Origin of the sequence: Ruminococcus sp. AF31-8BH (assembly GCF_003460605.1) — a bacterium.
GTDB lineage: Bacteria > Bacillota > Clostridia > Lachnospirales > Lachnospiraceae > Blautia_A > Blautia_A acetigignens.
Map to the genome: position 1 here is coordinate 15,668 of NZ_QTVN01000008.1, position 20,096 is coordinate 35,763.

Below are 20,096 nucleotides of genomic sequence, written 5' to 3' on the forward strand. Positions count from 1 at the left end.
CGAAGTTACTCCACTGCGTGAAGATTCTTCATAGATAAATCCATAATAGGAGCAGAATGGGTAAGTGCTCCGCTTGATACATAATTTACACCCAAACCGGTAAGTCTGGCAATGTTTTCTTTTGTAACATTTCCGGAAACTTCGATTTCGGCACGTCCGGCAATGTAATCAATGGATTCCTTCAGCTGCCCGGTGGTCATATTATCCAGCATGATAATGTCAGCGCCTGCCTCTACAGCCTCTTTTACCATATCAAGATTCTCCACTTCCACTTCGATTTTGCGGACAAAAGGTGCGTAGGCCTTTGCCATGGAAATTGCCTGCTTCACTCCGCCAGCTGCGCCGATGTGGTTGTCTTTCAGAAGAACGCCGTCGGAAAGGTTGTAGCGGTGATTATTTCCTCCGCCGATGCGTACGGAATATTTCTCGAAAATACGGTTGTTCGGTGAGGTCTTTCTGGTATCCAGAAGCTTGATTCCGGTACCTTCCAGAAGGGCTGCCACCTGGCTTGTGTAAGTGGCGATTCCGCTCATTCTCTGAAGATAGTTAAGGGCGGTTCTTTCGCCGCAGAGCAGCACGCGGATGTCTCCGTAAACTTTTCCAATCAGCTGTTTGTTTTCTACATGGTCGCCGTCTTTTACGTAGAATTCAGCCTTTGTGGATGGATCCAGAAGTGTAAAAACACGCTCAAAAACCTGCAGTCCGCAGATGATTCCGTCCTGCTTGCAGATAAGGTCTACCACGCCTGGGGTAGGAGTTGGCATAACGCTGTTGGTGGATACGTCTTCGCTTGTGATATCTTCTTTTAATGCGCTTAAAATAAATGGGTCAACATTTAACCCAAGAGTTACCTGATCAAACATATAAAAATTCCTTTCTGTTGGCTGTATTTGCGCCAAGTGTGATGGCTTCGGTTGCAAGGTGATGGTAAGCTTCGGCAAGGGCCTGCTGGTCTTCGTACTGGTGAAGGTCTACATGGGAAGCTAAGTAGTCTGCAGTAATTTGTGTATCGTGAATATCTGCAGTATTGGCTGCTGCATATGTATTGGACATCTCTGTGATGCTGCTATCTGTGCCGCAGTCTGCCGCGTCATCTGTCTGTGAAAAAACATTTTTTGCCATATCCTGTGCTGCCCGTTTGGCGAAAACAAGGCTTTCCAGCAGGGAATTGCTTGCCAGTCGGTTTTTGCCGTGGACGCCGTTGCATGCGGCTTCGCCTACTACATAAAGATTTTCCATGGAGGAACGGCTCTGGTGGTCAACCTTTACGCCGCCCATGAAGTAGTGCTGTGCTGGAACCACAGGGATGCATTCTTTGAAAACATCATAGCCCATTTCTTTGCAGTGTTCAACAATGTTTGGAAAATGGTGACGGAGAGTTTCTTCCGGGATGGTACGCAGATCTTCCCACACAAAATCTGTGCCATCCTTTGCCATCTGCTCGTGGATTTTTTCAGAAAGAAGGTCGCGGGGCAGAAGCTCGTTGGTGAAACGGTTCATATTTTTGTCGTATAATTTGGCACCTTCGCCTCTGACAGACTCGGAAATCAGGAAGCTGCGGTCTTCCGGGCGTCTGGTATAGAAGGTGGTTGGGTGAATCTGTACATAATCTGGATTCTGCAGTTCAATTCCATGCTTGCGGGCAATGGCAAGAGAATCGCCGGTAAGGTGGCGGAAATTGGTGGAATGCCGGTAAAGTCCGCCTACTCCACCGCTTGCCATAACTGTACAGGAAGCAGTTACGGTATCAAGGGAACCGTCCGGGCGGCGGATCACAGCACCGTAGCAGTGGTTGTCTTTTTCCAGGATATCTACCATGGTGGTGTATTCCAGAAGCTCAACATTGGAAAGCTTCTGAACTTCCCGGAGCAGGGAACTGGTGATTTCTTTGCCGGTGACATCCTCATGGAAAATAATGCGGTTGGTGGAATGGGCGCCTTCTTTGGTGTAGGAAAGGCTGCCGTCCTCATTACGTTCGAAACGTGCGCCGTAGGAAACCAGATCTTTGACTACTTCCGGGGAAGTTTTGATCATGATTTCTACTGATTTTTTGTCATTTTCGTAATGACCGGCTTTCATGGTGTCTTCGAAAAAGCTGTCGTAATCGGATTCTTCTTTCAGCATACACATACCGCCCTGTGCAAGGTAGGAGTCGTTGCTGGTCAGATCGGACTTGGTGATAATGGTAATTTTTTTATCGCGGGGAAGCTGGAGGGCACAGTAAAGGCCGGAGCAGCCGGAGCCTGCGATGAGAATATCTGTTTTCATAGTTGGGTTCCTTTTTTGATAATTTGAATTTGGGGGCAGACGGCAGACGCGAAATGGAAAGTGTTCTGGCTGCCTGCAGCGTTTTTTGCCGGGTGACATGCCCTGTAGTATAACACTAAAGTTTACACTTGACAAGATATCTGTAAACTTTTTGGTTGACAGTGAGGAGGAAGGAGAATATAATCCTAAGAAAATGCCCGAAAACAGGAGAAAAAATAATTATGATGACTACAAGACAACTGCAGGATGAAATTCTGCGTTTAAAGAAAGAAAAAGACATCTGCATTCTTGCCCACGCATATCAGAGCCAGGAAATTCTGGAGGTGGCAGATTATACAGGAGATTCTTACGGACTGAGCCAGCAGGCGGCCAAAGCGCCTCAGAAAAATGTGCTGATGTGCGGAGTTCGTTTTATGGCAGAGACGGTGAAGATTCTTTCCCCGGAGAAAACGGTTTACCTTTCCAACAGCGGCGCCGGATGTCCAATGGCGGAGCAGCTGGATGTGGAGATGCTTTCTGCGCTGAAGGCGTCCAACCCGGATTATACAGTTGTGGCTTATATTAACACCACCTCAGAGCTGAAAACGATTTGCGATGTGTGCGTAACTTCTTCATCGGCTGTGAAGATCGTGAGGAACATTGATAACGATAAGATTTTGTTTATCCCGGATTGCAATCTGGGAGCCTGGGTGGAGAAGCAGGTGCCTGAGAAAACATTTAAGTTTGTTCACGGCGGATGTCCTACCCATCTAAGAATGTCTGTCAGAGATGTGAAAAAGGCCCGGGCAGCGCACCCGGAGGCGAAACTCCTGGTTCACCCGGAGTGCCTGTCAGAAGTTTCCGCCATGGCAGATTATATCGGAAGCACAACCGGAATCATGAAGTATGCCAAAGAAAGTGATGCCAAAGAGTTCATCATTGGCACAGAAAACAGTATTGTACAGCATCTTCAGTTCGAGTGCCCGGACAAGAAGTTCTACCCGCTTTCCAAAGACTGCGTATGCCACAACATGAAGCTGACCACCCTGATGGATGTTTACAACTGCGTCCGCGGCCAGGGCGGTGAGGAAATTAAGCTGGATGAAACTGTGAGGATGAAGGCGAAGGCTTGTATTGATACGATGCTCACGCTGGGGGAGTAGCTACAACTCCCCAATCAATTTTTCCAGCCTCTGCGCAAACTGTCCAATGTGCAGTCCATCTATAAGGCGGTGGTTTACCTCTATAGAAATGCCAAGTTCCAGGCGGTCGCCGTTTGGGACGTATTTTCCCCAGGCGATGCGGGGGATGGAGTCGTTTTTGCTGTCGGGGGAGGAAAAATCGCGCTCATTTGTGAGTGCGGTAAGGTCTAACCAGGGCAGGCAGGAGAAGTAGATTACACGGTCGGTTTCCTGGGAGGTATCCAGGAAAAACTGCTGGGCGGCACTGCGTTTTCTGGCTTCTTCGTTGAATTCTGCAAGTGAACCCATGGTCGGCATGGTAACAATGTGGAAATATTCGCTGTCTTTTTTCAGATCGGTAAAGCTGGGGATGCGCGGATCCAGATAAAAGACCTGTTCTCCTCTTATGGTATATCGAAATGCTTCCACGTCATTAATTGCCTGGGTGCACAGATAGACCAGCGAATAATAAAATGACAGATGATGCTTTTTCACGTAGGCGTATAACGGTGCGACATCTATGCGGAACGTTACCATATAATAGGGATTGGATGCATGGCTGAAGAAATCAAAAATTTCTTTTCGTTTCCAGGTGGAAAGGTCGATCTGTTTTTCCATGAATGTGTACCTCCGTATAGTATTCGGGGAGGCCGCAGCTTGTTTGGAGCTGGGAAGCCTCCCCTTAGTTTTATGTTATTTAGCTCTGCCTCTTTTTACCGCACTGGATGGACCATATATTGCTTTTTTGTTGACTACACGGTATGGGAGCAGCTTGTAGCTATAAACAGTGCCTCTTCTGGTGCTAACTGTGTACGTAGTAGTTCTGGAAGAAAGTTTCTTTATTCGTTTGAAAGAACCATTTCCAGTCTTTTGATACAGCAAGTAGCCGCTGGCACCGGAAACTCTCCGCCAGGAAATGGTTTGCCTTCTTGTGGTTGTTTTTAAAGTAAGTGCTGGTCTGGAAAGGGTTGGTGTTGCGGATACAGCTCTGGCATAGGCGCTGTAAATGTAACTGGAACCCACTTTTCTGCAGGCGCGAACTCTGTAGGTGTATTTGGTACCTACCAAAACTCTTGTATCTTTGTAAGAAAATGTTCTGGAATTCAGTGTTTTAAGCCTGGTATATCTGCCAGAACCAGTTTGTCTGTAAATAATGTAGCTCTGAGCATTTGCAACTCTCTTCCAACTGATGGTGACGCTGTTCCATGCCGTTGCCAGCTTCGCTGTTGGCCTGGACAAAGTTGGTTTCGGAGTTGGAGTGGCGGTTGGCTTTGGCGTCGGCGTAGCGGTCGGCTTCGGAGTTGGCGTAGCGGTCGGTTTCGGAGTCGGCGTTGCCGTCGGTTTCGGAGTCGGCGTTGCAGTTGGCGCAGGTGCCACAATTTTGAAATTCACTGTCACGCTTGCGAAGTAATTATTCAATCCGGTAATCGTAACCGATCCGGTTCCCACCTTTGTATTATTGCTCCAGGAAAGGGTATAATCCGTTCCTTCCTTCAGTACAGTAGAACCAAATTTTACAGTCGGCTTTGGATTCAGTGCACTTCCTTTATAAGTCTGGTTTCCAATCGCAGAAACTGCACATCTTTTCAAAGAAGTCATATTTCTGGATTCTCCGGTATAATTTCCTGTATATTCAATGGTAAAAGCAAGAATCTCATTATCAGAAGATCCCCAGACAGAATAAAATTCCATGCAGTCAGACGGAATCTGAGTGCCCTTGTAAGTAACGACTACATTATTTTTCAGGAAATCCAACATGCTTCCATTGCCGAAATTTGTCTTTGTAACTTTGACCGTCTCGCCTGAAACTTTAATCGGATTGATGGTAAAATATTTTCTCACACCGCTTCTGTAAAGACCAATTCCGCTAATCTCTACATAAGGCTTGTTGTATCTGGAACTTGCATTCTTATTATTGCCGTAAGAAAGGACGTAATCTTTATCCTTTTTCAAAAGCACGCCGTCCAGGGTAACGGTGGGCTCCGGCTTAAACTCTTTTCCAGGAGCATAGTCATATGTAGGAATATTGCCGATTACAGCGGTATGAATCGGTGTGGTATCAATATAAAAATGGCTGTTTTTCTCGTCTTTGAAGTTTCCCTTGCCAGTAACAGTAATGTATGCGTTACCCTGCTGATTATTATTGCTCCAGGAAAGCGTATAATCTTTGCCCTCTGTCAGTGTTTTTTCCTTCCAGGTGACAGTTGGCTTGGGAGTCAGCGGCGTTCCCTTATAAATATAAGAGGACTGGTCAAAAGTAATTTCTGCATCTCGGATTGAAGCATTGTAAATGAAAAAATAGGAGGTCAGGGTGCCTTTGTAAAGACCAAGACCTTTAATTGTGTAGCTGGCTCTTCCGGCATTCACATTGTTTTCAAAAGAAACCGTGTAGTCCTTTCCCTGTGTCAGCGTCTGACTGTTGAAAGTAACTGTTACAGCAGGTGTTGCTGCGCTTCCCGTGTAGTTATAGGAACGAGGGGAAATATTGTAATATGCATTATTCAGATCAAAATATGCATTCAGCTGTGCCGTCAGGGACTTGGTTGGTGCAGACTTCATAGATGCTGTAACCGTAGTAGTTCCTGCATTTTTCAGCTGAATTACGCCGTTCTGGTTTACAGAAGCAATTGCGGAATCTCCGGTTGACCAGTTAAAGGATGTTGGATCCAGAACGGATTTCATATAAGAAAATCCTGCGCATGTCACATAGATTTTCATCGTTTTCTGTGCTTCGGTAAAGCTTACAGGGGAAGTTTCACTGAAACTGATATTTACCAGATCCGGAAGTGCGGAAATGGTGGGGGAAACCTTCTGATTTGCCGGCTGTGAACAGATCTGCGCAGCATGAGAAGAAAAGCACTGTATCCAGTAAAGTGCCCCATTCTGGTAAAAGCATCCGATTCCTGCAGATACATTTCCAGAAGCCATAATATTGGTACGATGGCCAGAGGAATTCATCCAGGAGTTCATAACATCTTCCGGAGATACCTGATTAATTGCCAGGTTTTCACTTGAGTTATACCCGAAATATGGAAAAGCAGTCATACAGCTGGCGCCGTTTGGACGGGTATGGGACGCGTAAAGAGTCAGTTCCTGGGCTCTTGTCATGGCGCATTCCAGAAGATTTTTGTCCATAGTTACGGGCTGCAGGTTTGATTTCGCACGTTCCTGGTTCACTAGATTCAGAACCTCATATGCGTAATCGTAACGTCTGATTCCTTCTGCCAGCTTCACATCGATCAGGCTGTTGTCAGTTGCCGCCTGAACTTTAGTTGCCTGTCCCGGAGTCAGTAATAGCAAAAGAAGCAGGCAAAAAACTGTTCCAAGAAGGTAATGATTTGTCTTTTTCTGTTTCATAAAGCTCCTCCTTCGTAAACATAAATTTCTTTGCTTTCATTTTACACAATTCAGAAAAGTTTTCAATTATAAGTTGAAAAAAGCCGTTAAAAAAATTTCCCTAAGCCCCACAGAATTGAGCTGCACAAAATTGACACCACCCATTGGATGAATATAATAAAATTATATTTACAAAACGTTATAACAAGTAGAATTTACGGAGGCAGAGCACCTATGGAACTGAGAGTACTGCGTTATTTTTTGACTGTGGCAAAGGAGCAGAGCTTTACTAAGGCTGCGGAACAACTGCATATAACCCAGCCCACCCTTTCCAGACAGCTGGCGGCGCTGGAGGAGGAGCTTGGAACTGCGCTTTTTAACAGAGGCGGACGCTGCATCACGCTGACCGCTGCAGGACTGCTTCTGAAGAGGCGGGCGCTGGAAATTATGGATCTGGAAGATAAAATCATTGACGAAATCAAAGGGAACGAGGACGTGATCGAAGGCGTTATTACCATCGGTTGCGGCGAGTTTGCGGCAGTGGAAATCCTTGCGCAGATCAGTCGGTCCTTTAAGGAAAAATACCCACTGGTTCAGATTGCCCTGCATACAGGAACCGCGGATACCATTCTGGAAATGATGAATAAAGGTCTGGTAGATATCGGGCTGTTTCTGGAACCGGTAAGTACGGAAAATCTTGAATATATCAGAATCCCGGACAGCGACCAGTGGGTGGTGGGAATGCGCCCGGATGATCCTCTTGCGGAAAAAGAAGTTGTCACAAAACAGGATCTTCTGAATCTTCCCCTTATTCTTCCAGAGCGTCTTGGAATCCAGAGTGAGCTTGCCAACTGGTTCGGAAAAGATTTTGAAAAGCTGAACCTATCTTTTACCAGCAATCTGGGAACCAACGCGGGAGTGATGGCGATGTACGGGCTGGCCTACCCTGTTTCCATCCAGGGTGCCGCAAAATACTGGCGGGAGGATCTGCTGGTTCAAAGACGCCTGTATCCGGAAATAACGTCCAGCACTGTAATCGCCTGGCGGCGAAACATCCCCTATTCCAGGGCAATCCAGCTGTTTATAGAGGAGATAAATGCCTTTTAGGCATAATATAAAATACATTATAAGTATTAGTAATAATTTAAGAATGGCATTATAATTGTAACTGTAAAGAAAATGAACAGCTACCTATGATTAATATGTGATGACAGGATGAAACAGATTTTTCCTGGCATAAACAGGTAAGCAGAGAAAGCATGCTCAAAGGAGGCAGCAATTATGGAAAAAAAACTTGTGGCATATTTCAGTGCAAGCGGCACAACAAAGAAAACAGCAGAAATGGTTGCAGAGGCAGCCGGAGCTGATTTATATGAGATCACACCTGCAGTTGCATATACAAAGACTGACCTTAACTGGATGGACAAAAAATCCAGAAGCAGCGTGGAAATGAACGACAAAAAGATCAGACCTGAGATGACAGACACAGATGCCGGAATTGAAAATTATGACGAGATTCTTCTGGGATTCCCAATCTGGTGGTATGTGGCACCGACAATTATCAATACGTTCCTTGAGAAATATGATTTCTCCGGCAAGAAGATTATTCTGTTCGCTACATCAGGCGGAAGCGGATTTGGAAACACCATCTCCGAGTTACAGCCGTCCGCACCGGGTGCTGAATTTGTAGAAGGAAGACTTCTGAACCGTGCAAATAAACAGGAAATTGAGAAATGGGTAAAATCACTGTAGGAGGTTGAAAATAATGGCAAAAATTACACAGACAGCAGGAAGAAATGCTCTTGGAGAATTTGCTCCGGAGTTTGCACATTTTAATGATGATGTTCTTTTTGGTGAGAACTGGAACAACAATGACATTGATGTAAAAACAAGAAGCATTATTACAGTCGTTGCGCTGATGGCGCAGGGAATCACGGATTCCTCCTTGAAATTCCATCTGCAGAATGCAAAGAATCACGGCGTAACACAGAAGGAAATCGCTGCGATCATCACACATGTGGCATTTTATGCTGGCTGGCCAAAAGGCTGGGCTGTATTTAATCTGGCAAAAGAAGTGTGGGCTGTAAATGAGGGTGATCTTCCCTATGAAGATGAGGCAATGAGAGCTCATGCCAAAGAAATGGTATTCCCGATCGGACAGCCGAATGATGCTTTTGCACAGTATTTCATTGGAAAGAGTTATCTGGCACCGGTATCTACCAGCCAGGTTGGAATCTTTAATGTAACCTTCGAGCCTGGATGCCGCAATAACTGGCACATCCATCACGCAAAGAGCGGCGGCGGACAGATTCTGGTCTGTGTCGCAGGACGGGGCTACTACCAGGAAGAGGGCAAGGATCCCATCGAGATGAAACCTGGTGACTGCATTAACATCCCGGCAGAAGTAAAACACTGGCACGGTGCTGCACCGGACAGCTGGTTCAGCCATCTGGCAATTGAAGTACCGGGCGAGGAAGGCTCTAATGAGTGGTGTGAGCCGGTGACAAATGAAGTTTACAGCAAATTGAAATAAGAATAACATATAGGCAATAACAGACCGCCGCGTTGGTTTGAGAGAGCAATGCGGCGGCTTTTTGCGATGGAAGTTTTGAATTAGCGATTGCAAAAAGGTGCAGGCATTGGGATTATACGCAGTTTACGAACCCACAGGCATATGCTACAATGCAGTTACAGATGAACAATAAGCTGGAAATCAGAACCCGTTATATTGGGTAAAGCAGTTGAGTGGTAGAATAATCGTTTGGCTGAAACTGACATATGGAAAAACAGGAGTGACAAAATTATGGAAATAAAATCAGTGGCAGTTCTTGGAGCGGGAGCCGTAGGCTCTTATGTGATCTGGGGACTTTCCGGGGTGAAAAATATTGAACTTGGTGTTGTGGCAGAAGGGGAGAGGGCGAAGCGCCTGAAGGAAAAGGGATGCACGATTAATCATACCGTTTACCATCCTCATGTGTGGACACCGCAGGAAGATCATGGAGTAGATCTGCTGGTTGTTTCCCTGAAGTACGGAGCTTTGCCGGGAGCACTGGAGAGTATACGGGAAGCGGTGGGTGAGAACACTATTGTGATGAGCCTTATGAATGGCGTGGACAGCGAAGAAATGATTTCTACTGTGATTCCCAAGGCTAATATCATGTATTCTCTGATCAAGGTGGCATCTCATAAGGAAGAAGATGGATATTGTTTTGACCCGGAGACTACCATCGGAATTATTTTCGGGGAACTGGAAGCACCTTATGAAAGTGAAAGGGTGCGTGCGATCGAGGAGCTTTTTGCAGATACGGGGATTCATTTCCGCCATACAGACTATATCCGGGAAGAGATGTGGAGTAAATTCCGGTTGAATGTGTGCAACAATCTGCCCCAGGCAATTCTGGGCGCGGGAGTTGGCTGCTACAGGGACAGCATTCACATGAAGGCGATCAGTGAAGGGCTGCGGCAGGAGCTTGAGGCTGTTGCGGCTGCGAAAGGAATTGATATCAGCAAGGCAGCAGCGTCTTCCAGCCATGGCAGTGCAGTTCCCCCATTTGCCCGCTATTCCACACTTCAGGACCTGGACGCAGGACGTCACACCGAGATCGACATGTTCTCCGGCGCTTTGATCCGCATGGGAAAAGAAAGTGGCATTCCAACCCCATACAACGAATACACCTACCACATGATTAAAGCTCTGGAAGAGAAAAACGACGGACTTTTTGATTATGAAGGCAAAACAGAAGAGAGCACCTGGTCGAAATAATGGGTGCCAATAAAACAAGGATGAGGAGGAAATACAATGAAAACACGAAGATTGGGAAAAACTGGGCTTATGGTGAGCGAAATTGGATTCGGCGGGGAGTGGCTGGAGCGGCACCCGGAGGAAGAAGGAATTGAGCTGATCCACTATGCGTCATCTCTTGGAATCAATATTCTGGACTGCTGGATGGCGGACCCGAAATCCAGAGATATTATTGGAAAAGGAATTAAGGAAAACCGCAGCAACTGGTTTATTCAGGGACACATTGGTTCCACATGGAAGGATGAGCAGTATTTCCGCACAAGGGATATGAAATATGTGCGCCCTGCATATGAGGATTTGCTGAAAAGACTGCAGACAGATTATATTGACATGGGAATGATTCACTATGTAGATTCTGAGGAAGAGTGGGAACAAATCCAGCACTCTGACTATCTGGATTATGTAATGGAATTAAAAAACAGCGGCGTAATCCGTCATATCGGCATCAGCTCCCACAACCCGAAGGTTGCCATTAAAGCAGCAGAATCCGGATATGTGGAAATGATTCTTTTCAGCATTAATCCAGCTTTTGACATGCTTCCGGCAAGTGAAAATATTGACACTATGTTTGCGGAGGAGTTTGACGCCGGTTTGAAAGGAATTGATGGAGACCGCGCACGGTTATATAAGGTCTGTGAGCAGAATGACGTAGGAATTACGGTAATGAAGGGCTTTGCAGGCGGCAGACTGTTTGATGAAAAACGTTCCCCATTTGGTGTAAGTCTGACACCTGTGCAGTGTATCCACTATGCGCTGACCAGACCCGCAGTCTGTTCCATTATGTGCGGCTACGATACGAAAGAGCAGGTTGATGCAGCCGCAGCATATGAAGATGCTTCAGAAGAGGAAAAAGACTATGCATCTGTGATCGCGAATGCGCCGTTCCATTCCTACAGCGGTGAATGCACCTACTGCGGCCATTGCAAACCCTGTGTCTCCAATCTGGATATTGCGATGATCAACAAATTCTATGACCTGGCAACCATGCAGCCTAAGGTGCCTGCAACGGTACAGTCCCATTACGAACTGCTGGAACACAAAGCATCCGAGTGCATTGGCTGTCATGCCTGCGAAGCACGCTGCCCATTTGGCGTTCCTATTGCAGAGCGAATGGAAAAAACAGCGAAATTATTTGGGTGCTAAAGACGGGGAAAGATATGAAAATATATGAAATTCAGGAACGGGATCCGCAGATTCTGGCGGAGCTTTTGAAGGTTTGGGAGGCTTCGGTTCGGGAGACCCATCTTTTCCTTTCGGAGGAAGAGGTAAATAAAATTAAGACGTATGTTCCCCAGGCGTTAAGCGGGGTGGAACATCTGATCGTTGCCCGGGAGGAATCGGGCGAAACGGCAGGGTTTATGGGAGTAGAAAAGAAACGGCTGGAGATGCTGTTTCTTTCCCCGGAAGTAAGGGGAAAGGGCCTGGGAAGGCAGCTGCTTCAATACGGAACTGCAAATTATGATGTACAGGAATTAACCGTAAATGAACAGAACCCCGGGGCTGTTGGATTCTACAGACATTTGGGCTTTGAAACATACAAAAGAACCGATCACGATGAAGAAGGAAATCCATATCCGCTCCTGTACATGAAGCGGCATGGAAATTGACAAATATACCTGAATGGTTATCATAAATTTGCGCTTAAAAACGTATAAAAAGCTGCCGAAAGGCGGCTTTTTATTTGTGGTTTATTCTGCAATCATGTATAATCATGAAAGAGAAAACACGACGAGGTTATAAAAATGGCAAAATTATATTTCCGTTATGGAGCAATGGGCAGTTCGAAATCTGCTAATATTTTGATGGTTCGCTATAATTATGAGGAGCGTGGACAATATGCGGTACTGCTGAAGCCGCGGACGGACAATCGTGACGGAGAGCGCGAGATCCAGTCCCGTATGGGATTATCTGCGCCTGCGGATTATGTAGATGAATTTTTAAAAGAGATTTCCCAAATCTGGAATGCAAACAGCACAGAATATTTGTATCATGGGAAAAAAGTAGACGCAGTTCTGGTAGACGAGGCACAGTTCCTTTCCCCTGAGGAGGTGGACACCCTGTCGGACCTTGTGGATTTCTACAATATTCCGGTGATCTGCTACGGTCTGCGTACCGATTTCCTGAACCATCTTTTCCCAGGATCCAGGCGGCTCATGGAAATCGCAGATGTGATCGAGGAAGTCCCTACTGTCTGTTGGTGCGGCAAGCGCGCCCAGTGCAACACTAGATACGCAAACGGAAAAATTGTACGGGAAGGCGCCCAGATTTTCCTTGGCTCCAATGAGAGCTACGTAGCTCTTTGCAGAAAGCATTATAAAGAGGGAAAATTATGGCCCGATGAATAAAAATTGGACTGAAATTCAGCGGCTTTTTGTTGACGATATATTTAGACTTTCCTGAACAATATGTCGCATGACATCCGAACTATTGTGCAGCCCAATATTGCTTCCAGACAGCTGGATTTTCTTATTGATACCGTGGATGTAAGAGATGAAGACATTATTGCGGATAAACTGAGACTGACACAGGTGCTGCTGAATATTCTGAGCAATGGTATTAAATTCAACAAAATTGGAGGCATCATCGGCATCCGGGTAAAACAGCTGAAATCTGCGCCTACCGGATATGGAAGCTACCAGTTCATTATTCGTGATACCGGAATCGGCATGAAGCCTGAGTTTCAGGAACATATTTTTGAATCCTTTTCAAGAGAAGAGACTTCTACCGTCAGCGGAATCCAGGGAACTGGGCTCGGTATGGCAATTACCAAGAACATTGTGGATATGATGGGCGGTACCATCACTGTGAAAAGTGAGGAAGGAAAAGGCAGCCCCGGGACAGTACGATCTGATCCTGATGGATATGATTTATAAGGTGATCAAATAATGACTGGAACGTCAGCCTGAATGAAAATCGGGCTGGCGTTCTTCTTTCGAATTAAAATCCACCTGAAACTGCCTTACAATAAACTTAATTTTTGGCGCGTCTAAATATGGTTCTGAAAATCAGTCTTGCAAGCGGTCCTACGATAATAAGCTGCAGCGGCAGTGCCATAACGAAGTTGCTGCAATAGGTTGTAAGATAGTCAGGCAGGAAATTGCTGGTGAAGCCATAACCATGGTATACACCAAGCACGCTTGCAAACAGAACCTGCCAGATGACGGTGAAGATCTGGATCGAGAAAATAATAAAAATAGGTCTGTCACCAGGCTGAACTACTCTGAAAGCGCACATTTTTGCAAGATGGCCGGATACGAAATAGGCTAGCAGTGCGATGATGATGTACTCAATCCACATTTCTTTTAGTGCGATGAGAAAGGCGGCATTTGTGAAGCTTCCCATGGCAATTGCTATGTTATACAAGGTCATGACATAGACCATCATCCATGCTGTAATAGCTGTAAAAAATATTGACTCTCCTTTTGTCTTAGGCATCGTGCTTTCCTCCATTCATTTTTTTCATAAACTTTCTCCTCTCCGACAACAAAAAAAGACAACAAATGTACCCATCCGTCCGACAGTGGATAGGCGACATTTATTGTCTTATTCGCGTCTTTTTTATTTGATTTATCTTCTTTATTTTAATGGAAAATGAAATTGGAGTCAAGAAAGAAATTTGCTTTTCGATGGCAAAAAATATGGTATACTGGTAAAAAATATATGCATGTTTTTTTTTTGACAAATCTGACGGGCGTGGTGTGATATGGAGAATGGACAGCAGCGTATGATAACAACGTATGAATATGGAAACCCGGAGGCGGATGTTGTTTTGATCCAGCTTACGGGAGAGCATGAACTGGCGGTGCTTGAGAATGAGGTCAAGGAAATCCGGAAACGGGCTTCATCAGGAGAACTGGATTTCCGGTTTATTGCGGCAAAAGTAGAGAACTGGAATGATGAACTTTCGCCGTGGAAAGCCCCGGCAGTGTTTAAAAATGAAGATTTTGGCGGCGGTGCGGCCGAAACCTTGGAAAAGATTCTCGCACTGTGTACAGATCCGGGCAAGACGTATTATATTGGGGGATATTCTCTGGCTGGCCTGTTTGCGCTGTGGGCAGCGTACCAGACAGATCGATTTTCCGGTGTTGCGGCAGCTTCTCCGTCTGTGTGGTTCCCGGGCTTTTCAGCTTATATGAGAGAGCACAGGATGAAAACCGGAACTGTTTATTTAAGCCTTGGCGATAGAGAGGAAAAGACCAGAAATCCAGTTATGGCGCAGGTGGGGGCATGTATCAGAGATGCCTGCTCCTGGATGTCGGAGCAGGGTATAAATTGTACCCTGGAATGGAACCAGGGAAATCATTTTCAGGAACCAGATGTGAGGACAGCGAAGGCGTTTGCGTGGGTGATGGAAAAGAGAACCGGGAAAGTAGTAAAGGGAAGGCTGAGAAGATGATTTATATTGGTTTAGTGGATGATGAATGCGAGCATTTAATGAAAATGCGCACTTTTTTGCTGCAGTATGAAGAAGAACACAATACCAAATTCAGTATACAGGAGTTTCATAATGGATTAAACTTTGTTGAGGATTATAAAGGTGATTTGGACATTGTGTTTTTGAATAAACTTGAAAAGGCTATTCGTTTTGCAAAATTGAAGGTAGAAAAAGAACTGGTACTTCAAACAGAAGACCGATTTTTGGCGGAACAGGATCCGGAACTGTAGATACAGCAACAGCGGTAGGAATTCTTCAGGGACTGAACAATGCTGGATTTGAAACAAATGAAGAATTATCAGATATGTATGTAAAGTACAGGGCAGATCGTCCAATCATTAGTATTAATGACGGTCAGGACTGGACTCTTCCGGAAGTTCCGGCAGCAGATTACTCTGATGAGATTATGGAAAATGCAAAAGAGTTTTCAGACAAAGCAGCAATTGTAATATCACGTACCGGTGGTGAAGGTGCCGACCTTCCAACAGATATGGGACCGATCATGGATGGTTCAACAATGGATATTGGTACAAAATATATGAAAGGTTCTTATACCAATAATTCTTCAGAGTATGATAACTTTCAGGCTGGACAGTCTTATCTGGAACTCAGCCAGACAGAAAAAGATCTTGTAGATATGGTATGCAGCGAATTTGATGATGTTATTATTATCTACAATGGCGCAAATCCGCTTGAATTAGGATGGACAGAAGGCTATAAGCAGATAAAGAGTGTTCTTCTTTGTGCCAGAGCAGGCGCAACGGGATTTAATGCTCTTGGAAATATTATTGCCGGTAATGTAAATCCTTCCGGAAAAACTACAGATACCTGGTTGAGGGATCTTCATCAGGCACCATATTTTAATAACATCGGACATTTTGCATACACAAACACTCAGGATGTATCAGATGCAGCAAAAGAGGCCTGGGAAAGAGCTGATGGAATTGTATCTTTCGTTAATTATTCTGAGAGTATCTATGTAGGCTATCGTTTTTATGAAACAGCAGATCAGGAGAACCTGATTGATTACGATGACACGGTTCTTTATCCGTTTGGTTATGGATTAAGTTATACTACATTTGAACAGGAAATGGGTGATATCCAGACTTTAACATTAGAATTTGATGTGGAAGATATGGAAAAACTGCGTACCGATTATCTGGATCTGATGTTGCTGCATCAGCCTTTTGGTGATACTTACGGTGCATGGCGTGCTTTGGAAGAGCTGTACAGGGAAGGGAAACTTAGGGCAATCGGCATTTCCAATCATTATGCAGACCGCATGGTAGAATTTGCAAACTTTACAAGTATTAAGCCAATGGTGAATCAGATGGAAACGCACCCTCTCAACCAGCAGAAAACATTAAAAGAATGGGCTGACAAATATGATATCCGACTGGAAGCGTGGGCACCATTTGGCGAAGGAAGAAACGGACTTTTTGAGAACGAAGTCCTGAAAGCAATCGGACAGAAATATGGAAAATCAACAGCTCAGGTAATGCTCCGCTGGCATATTCAAAGAGGGGTGATCGTAATTCCAAAGTCAGTACATAAAGAACGTATGATTGAGAACCTTAATGTATTTGACTTTAGGCTTGATGAGAATGATATGAGCCAGATTTCACAATTGGATACGGCTACGAGTGCATTTTTCTCACATCAGGACCCGGCGGCAATGGTGGAATGGTTTGTAAAAATGGTTGAGAAACGCAAATCACAGCATGACAGCAGTAAAGAAAAAAAGAACTGGTAAAGCTGTTTTGCCCTTGTAAAAAAGCCTTTTTGTAAATAATATTGACGAAAGAATAAAAAATATGGAATATGTAAAATTAAATAATGGTGTGGAAATGCCCATAATTGGATTCGGAGTATTTGAAATTCCGGCAGAGCATACGGCGCAGTGTGTCTATGATGCAATAGAGTGTGGGTATCGTCTGTAGAAGAATCTTTGAGAAAGCTGAAAACGGATTATCTTGATCTTGTGTTGATTCATCAATGCCTGTCGGATTATTATGGAGCATATCATGCACTGGAAAGTTTGTATGATGAGGGCAAGATCAGGGCTATCGGTGTTTCTAATTTTAGTGCAGAACGTATGGCAGATATTGCAACTTTTAATCGGATTGCGCCTGCGGTTAATCAAGTGGAAACGCATTTATTTTGGCAGCAGTATAATCTGCACGAGTGGATGGTGAAGTACAACATCCAGCACGAGGCGTGGGGACCGCTTGCCCAGCACCGTTTGAAAGAAGTCCTCGAAAATCCCGTTGTAAAGCAAATTGCAGATGCACATGGGAAAACACCAGCACAGGTTGCTCTTCGGCAGCACATTCAGCGTGGAATTGTTGTAATTCCTAAGAGTGTGCATAAGGAACGCATGAAGCAAAATATGGATATTTTTGATTTTAAATTGACCGACAACGAAATGGAGCAACTCAAAATGTTGGACGAGAACAAATCCATGTGGGCGGAATATGATGATCCCATGATTGTGCAGTACGCAATGGCGGAGGAGTAAACAAAAAATTTTAAAAGTCTCGGAAAGCAGGTATGCCCCTTCCGGGACTTTTATGGTGCCGGAAATGGAATCAATGTTTGAGCGTGCAAAACGAGGGGATTGTGAAGGACTGTTTCGCTGGCATTGGGTGCTGATCGATAGCCTGGAGATTTTTTTCGATATCATGCATCATCCCTATTTTGGCCCGAAAAAGACATTAAAGTGGATGGAAGAAAAGCATCCGGAATCCTTTGACTGTTACAGAAAGGCTCTTCAAAACCTTGATATGGAGTGTTTGGAGGAATGGGTTGTGCACTTTTTATTACGCTATCAGTTTTTGCATATTTTATTGAAAAGTTGGATGGCGTTGTGCTGCAGGTGGGTATTCTTATGATCGTATTATTTGCTGAGATCGCATGGGTTCAGGTTGAATATAATGCGATGAAAAAGAAGATGATAAAAAAGAAGAAATAGACAATCGGAATTCGGAGGAATCGTCATTTTAAATTGACCTAAGATTGACCTATCGCATCTGAAAACCACCAAAAATGCAGTAAAAATCAGTAAGGAAAATAAGGGGAAAATTGTCTGCCAGAGTCCTGAGAAAAGATTCTTAGAAATATTTTAAAAGTCCCGCAAAGCCAGTAAATATGCGGCTTCCGGGACTTTCATAACATGAAAAAAGCACCTCATCTGAGGTGCTTCATTTAGCAGGGCTACAAGGATTCGAACCTTGAAATGACGGAGTCAGAGTCCGTTGCCTTACCATTTGGCGATAGCCCTATGCGCTTTAGCAAGTTGTTTTCTCGCTTGCGACATGTTGTATTATATATCAACGTATATATAAAAGTCAACCCCTTTTTTCAAAATTTTTAAAAAAATTTATTCAATTCACTGGAAGCCTTGATTTTACGGGAAAAAATACTGCTTTGCCCTGTGAATTTCAGGGGAAATATGATATAATCAAGCAAAATAATTACCTGCCTGACAGGTCCTATTGATGAGGAGAATGAACATGAGAGCAAATAACCTGACTCTGCTCACGGATCTTTATGAGCTTACCATGATGCAGGGGTATTTTAAAAACCCAACTGACCAGACTGTCGTTTTCGACATGTTTTACCGTGATAATCCATGCGGAGGCGGTTTTGCCATTTGTGCCGGACTGGAGCAGGTGATTGAGTATATTGAGAATCTGAGATTTACAGATGAGGATATCGAATATCTGCGCAGTCTTTCCATATTTGAAGAAGATTTTCTGGAATATCTTCGCGCTTTCCATTTTACAGGTGATATTTATGCAATCCCGGAAGGTACCGTTATTTTCCCGAGAGAGCCTATGGTGAAGGTGGTTGCGCCTATTATGGAGGCACAGCTTGTAGAGACTGCTATTTTGAATATCATGAACCATCAGAGCCTGATTGCTACCAAAGCAGCCCGTGTTTGCTATGCTGCTAAGGGAGACGGAATTATGGAATTTGGACTTCGCCGTGCCCAGGGACCGGACGCTGGTATTTTCGGTGCAAGAGCAGCGGTGATCGGCGGATGTATCGGAACCTCCTGCGTGCTGACCGGACAGATGTTTGACGTGCCGGTACTGGGAACCCATGCACATTCCTGGATTATGAGCTTCCCGGATGAGTACACCGCATTTAAGACTTATGCAAGAATGTATCCGGATGCCTGCATCCTTCTGGTAGACACCTATGACGTGCTGAAATCCGGCGTTCCAAACGCAATCCGTGTATTTGAGGAAATGCGGGAGGAAGGCATTCAGCTGAAAAAATATGGAATCCGTATCGACAGCGGTGACCTTGCTTATCTTTCCAAGGAAGCTTATAAGATGCTGTCTGCAGCCGGATTTGATGATGCCACCATTTCCGCGTCCAGTGATCTGGACGAGTACCTGATTGAGAGCCTGAAAGCACAGGATGCCAAGATTAATTCCTGGGGCGTTGGAACACGTCTGATCACCTCCAATGACAACCCGGCATTTGGTGGTGTTTATAAGCTGGCAGCAGTGAAAGACCCGACGACAGGTGAGTTTGTGCCGAAGATTAAGCTTTCCGAGAACACTGCGAAAGTAACCAATCCTGGCAATAAGACCGTATACCGTATTTACAGCAAATCCACAGGCAAGATTAAGGCCGATCTGATTTGTCTTGCAGATGAAAAGATCAATCCGGATGAGACGATGGTTGTATTTGACCCGGTTGACACCTGGAAGAAGACCAAAATTCTTGGCGGAACTTATGAAGTTCGTGAGCTTCTGGTACCAGTTATCAAAGAGGGCAAACGCGTCTACACTTCCCCGTCTGTCATGGAACTGCGCGCTATTTGCCAGAAGGAGCAGAGTACACTCTGGGATGAGTCCAGACGATTCTCCAATCCGCAGAAGGTTTATGTGGATCTTTCCGCGAAGCTTTTCGAGGTGAAGAGAGAGCTGATCGAGGAAATGAGCCGCAAGGATCTGGAGTTCGAGGAAGAGTAAATTTGAGACTGGGCCTTCGGGAAAAAAAGCCAGTGAATCTAACAGAATGTAAAAATATGACATACCCTCTATCGTTTGTGGTGGAGGGTAATGTTGTTTTATGTGGA

Annotated in this window: 21 protein-coding genes and 1 tRNA gene; 16 read left to right on the plus strand and 6 right to left on the minus strand. The window is 44.9% G+C overall.

What is annotated here, in order from left to right:
* Window positions 1-5: 5 nt before the first annotated feature.
* Window positions 6-863 carry a carboxylating nicotinate-nucleotide diphosphorylase gene (gene nadC, locus DWZ38_RS11075; RefSeq protein WP_117852699.1) on the minus strand — a complete coding sequence of 286 codons (858 nt, stop codon included), beginning with the start codon at window positions 861-863 and terminating at the stop codon, window positions 6-8.
* Window positions 856-2,268: an L-aspartate oxidase gene (locus tag DWZ38_RS11080; protein WP_021926061.1), complete on the minus strand. Its 1,413-nt coding sequence runs from the start codon at window positions 2,266-2,268 to the stop codon at window positions 856-858. Before DWZ38_RS11080 ends, nadC begins: the two co-directional genes overlap by 8 nt.
* A gap of 224 nt (window positions 2,269-2,492) precedes the next feature.
* Here DWZ38_RS11080 and nadA point away from each other — a divergent pair, with 224 nt between their 5' ends.
* Window positions 2,493-3,410: a quinolinate synthase NadA gene (nadA, locus tag DWZ38_RS11085; RefSeq protein ID WP_178105327.1), complete on the plus strand. Its 918-nt coding sequence runs from the start codon at window positions 2,493-2,495 to the stop codon at window positions 3,408-3,410.
* On the opposite strand, the gene DWZ38_RS11090 is transcribed toward nadA, so the two are convergent.
* The gene (locus DWZ38_RS11090) at window positions 3,411-4,046 is read right to left on the minus strand and encodes a CatA-like O-acetyltransferase (RefSeq protein ID WP_117852703.1); all 636 of its coding nucleotides are present in this window, start codon (window positions 4,044-4,046) and stop codon (window positions 3,411-3,413) included.
* Between the two features lie 75 nt (window positions 4,047-4,121).
* Entirely contained in the window at window positions 4,122-6,785 is a 2,664-nt protein-coding gene (locus DWZ38_RS11095; RefSeq protein WP_117852706.1) for a CAP domain-containing protein, read from the minus strand.
* 213 nt (window positions 6,786-6,998) lie between these two features.
* Here DWZ38_RS11095 and DWZ38_RS11100 point away from each other — a divergent pair, with 213 nt between their 5' ends.
* The 8 genes from DWZ38_RS11100 to DWZ38_RS11135 all read left to right on the plus strand — a co-directional run bounded on the left by DWZ38_RS11100 (window position 6,999) and on the right by DWZ38_RS11135 (window position 13,439).
* Window positions 6,999-7,871, plus strand: a complete 873-nt coding sequence (locus DWZ38_RS11100) for a LysR family transcriptional regulator (protein WP_117852708.1) — start codon at window positions 6,999-7,001, stop codon at window positions 7,869-7,871.
* A 174-nt stretch (window positions 7,872-8,045) separates the two neighbouring features.
* Window positions 8,046-8,516, plus strand: a complete 471-nt coding sequence (locus DWZ38_RS11105; RefSeq protein ID WP_117852711.1) for a flavodoxin — start codon at window positions 8,046-8,048, stop codon at window positions 8,514-8,516.
* 13 nt (window positions 8,517-8,529) lie between these two features.
* Complete coding sequence (locus DWZ38_RS11110; RefSeq protein WP_117852713.1) at window positions 8,530-9,297, plus strand: carboxymuconolactone decarboxylase family protein; 768 nt, start codon at window positions 8,530-8,532, stop codon at window positions 9,295-9,297.
* A 270-nt stretch (window positions 9,298-9,567) separates the two neighbouring features.
* Entirely contained in the window at window positions 9,568-10,527 is a 960-nt protein-coding gene (locus DWZ38_RS11115) for a 2-dehydropantoate 2-reductase (protein WP_117852716.1), read from the plus strand.
* 36 nt (window positions 10,528-10,563) lie between these two features.
* Window positions 10,564-11,709 carry an aldo/keto reductase gene (locus DWZ38_RS11120; protein WP_117852719.1) on the plus strand — a complete coding sequence of 382 codons (1,146 nt, stop codon included), beginning with the start codon at window positions 10,564-10,566 and terminating at the stop codon, window positions 11,707-11,709.
* 14 nt (window positions 11,710-11,723) lie between these two features.
* On the plus strand, window positions 11,724-12,173 hold the full coding sequence (locus tag DWZ38_RS11125; protein ID WP_021926070.1) for a GNAT family N-acetyltransferase: 450 nt from the start codon (window positions 11,724-11,726) through the stop codon (window positions 12,171-12,173).
* Window positions 12,174-12,308: 135 nt separating this feature from the next.
* Window positions 12,309-12,911, plus strand: a complete 603-nt coding sequence (locus DWZ38_RS11130; protein WP_117852721.1) for a thymidine kinase — start codon at window positions 12,309-12,311, stop codon at window positions 12,909-12,911.
* Between the two features lie 60 nt (window positions 12,912-12,971).
* A complete protein-coding gene (locus tag DWZ38_RS11135) occupies window positions 12,972-13,439 on the plus strand; it encodes an ATP-binding protein (RefSeq protein ID WP_021926072.1) in 468 nt (155 codons plus the stop codon).
* Window positions 13,440-13,536: 97 nt separating this feature from the next.
* Here DWZ38_RS11135 and DWZ38_RS11140 read toward each other — a convergent pair whose 3' ends face one another.
* Window positions 13,537-14,001 carry a DUF2798 domain-containing protein gene (locus DWZ38_RS11140; RefSeq protein ID WP_117852724.1) on the minus strand — a complete coding sequence of 155 codons (465 nt, stop codon included), beginning with the start codon at window positions 13,999-14,001 and terminating at the stop codon, window positions 13,537-13,539.
* Between the two features lie 268 nt (window positions 14,002-14,269).
* Between DWZ38_RS11140 and DWZ38_RS11145 the strand changes: the two genes are divergently transcribed.
* From DWZ38_RS11145 to DWZ38_RS22480, 6 genes are all read left to right on the plus strand, one after another.
* Entirely contained in the window at window positions 14,270-14,962 is a 693-nt protein-coding gene (locus DWZ38_RS11145; RefSeq protein WP_021926074.1) for a hypothetical protein, read from the plus strand.
* Window positions 14,959-15,231 (plus strand): hypothetical protein, encoded by a 273-nt coding sequence (locus DWZ38_RS11150; RefSeq protein ID WP_021926075.1) that lies wholly within the window; start codon window positions 14,959-14,961, stop codon window positions 15,229-15,231. The genes DWZ38_RS11145 and DWZ38_RS11150 overlap by 4 nt, the downstream gene beginning before the upstream one ends.
* Window positions 15,201-16,754, plus strand: a complete 1,554-nt coding sequence (locus DWZ38_RS22780) for an aldo/keto reductase (protein WP_243000243.1) — start codon at window positions 15,201-15,203, stop codon at window positions 16,752-16,754. Before DWZ38_RS11150 ends, DWZ38_RS22780 begins: the two co-directional genes overlap by 31 nt.
* Window positions 16,755-16,815: 61 nt before the next feature.
* Window positions 16,816-16,941 carry a hypothetical protein gene (locus DWZ38_RS23510; protein ID WP_317259463.1) on the plus strand — a complete coding sequence of 42 codons (126 nt, stop codon included), beginning with the start codon at window positions 16,816-16,818 and terminating at the stop codon, window positions 16,939-16,941.
* Window positions 16,942-16,949: 8 nt separating this feature from the next.
* Complete coding sequence (locus DWZ38_RS11160) at window positions 16,950-17,519, plus strand: aldo/keto reductase (protein WP_347519508.1); 570 nt, start codon at window positions 16,950-16,952, stop codon at window positions 17,517-17,519.
* Between the two features lie 52 nt (window positions 17,520-17,571).
* Complete coding sequence (locus tag DWZ38_RS22480; protein WP_117852726.1) at window positions 17,572-17,892, plus strand: hypothetical protein; 321 nt, start codon at window positions 17,572-17,574, stop codon at window positions 17,890-17,892.
* A 317-nt stretch (window positions 17,893-18,209) separates the two neighbouring features.
* On the opposite strand, the gene DWZ38_RS11170 is transcribed toward DWZ38_RS22480, so the two are convergent.
* Window positions 18,210-18,281 (minus strand) — tRNA-Gln (locus DWZ38_RS11170).
* Window positions 18,282-18,513: 232 nt separating this feature from the next.
* Here DWZ38_RS11170 and DWZ38_RS11175 point away from each other — a divergent pair.
* Window positions 18,514-19,989, plus strand: coding sequence for a nicotinate phosphoribosyltransferase (locus DWZ38_RS11175; protein ID WP_021926079.1), 1,476 nt, complete (start codon window positions 18,514-18,516; stop codon window positions 19,987-19,989).
* The last annotated feature ends 107 nt before the right edge of the window (window positions 19,990-20,096 follow it).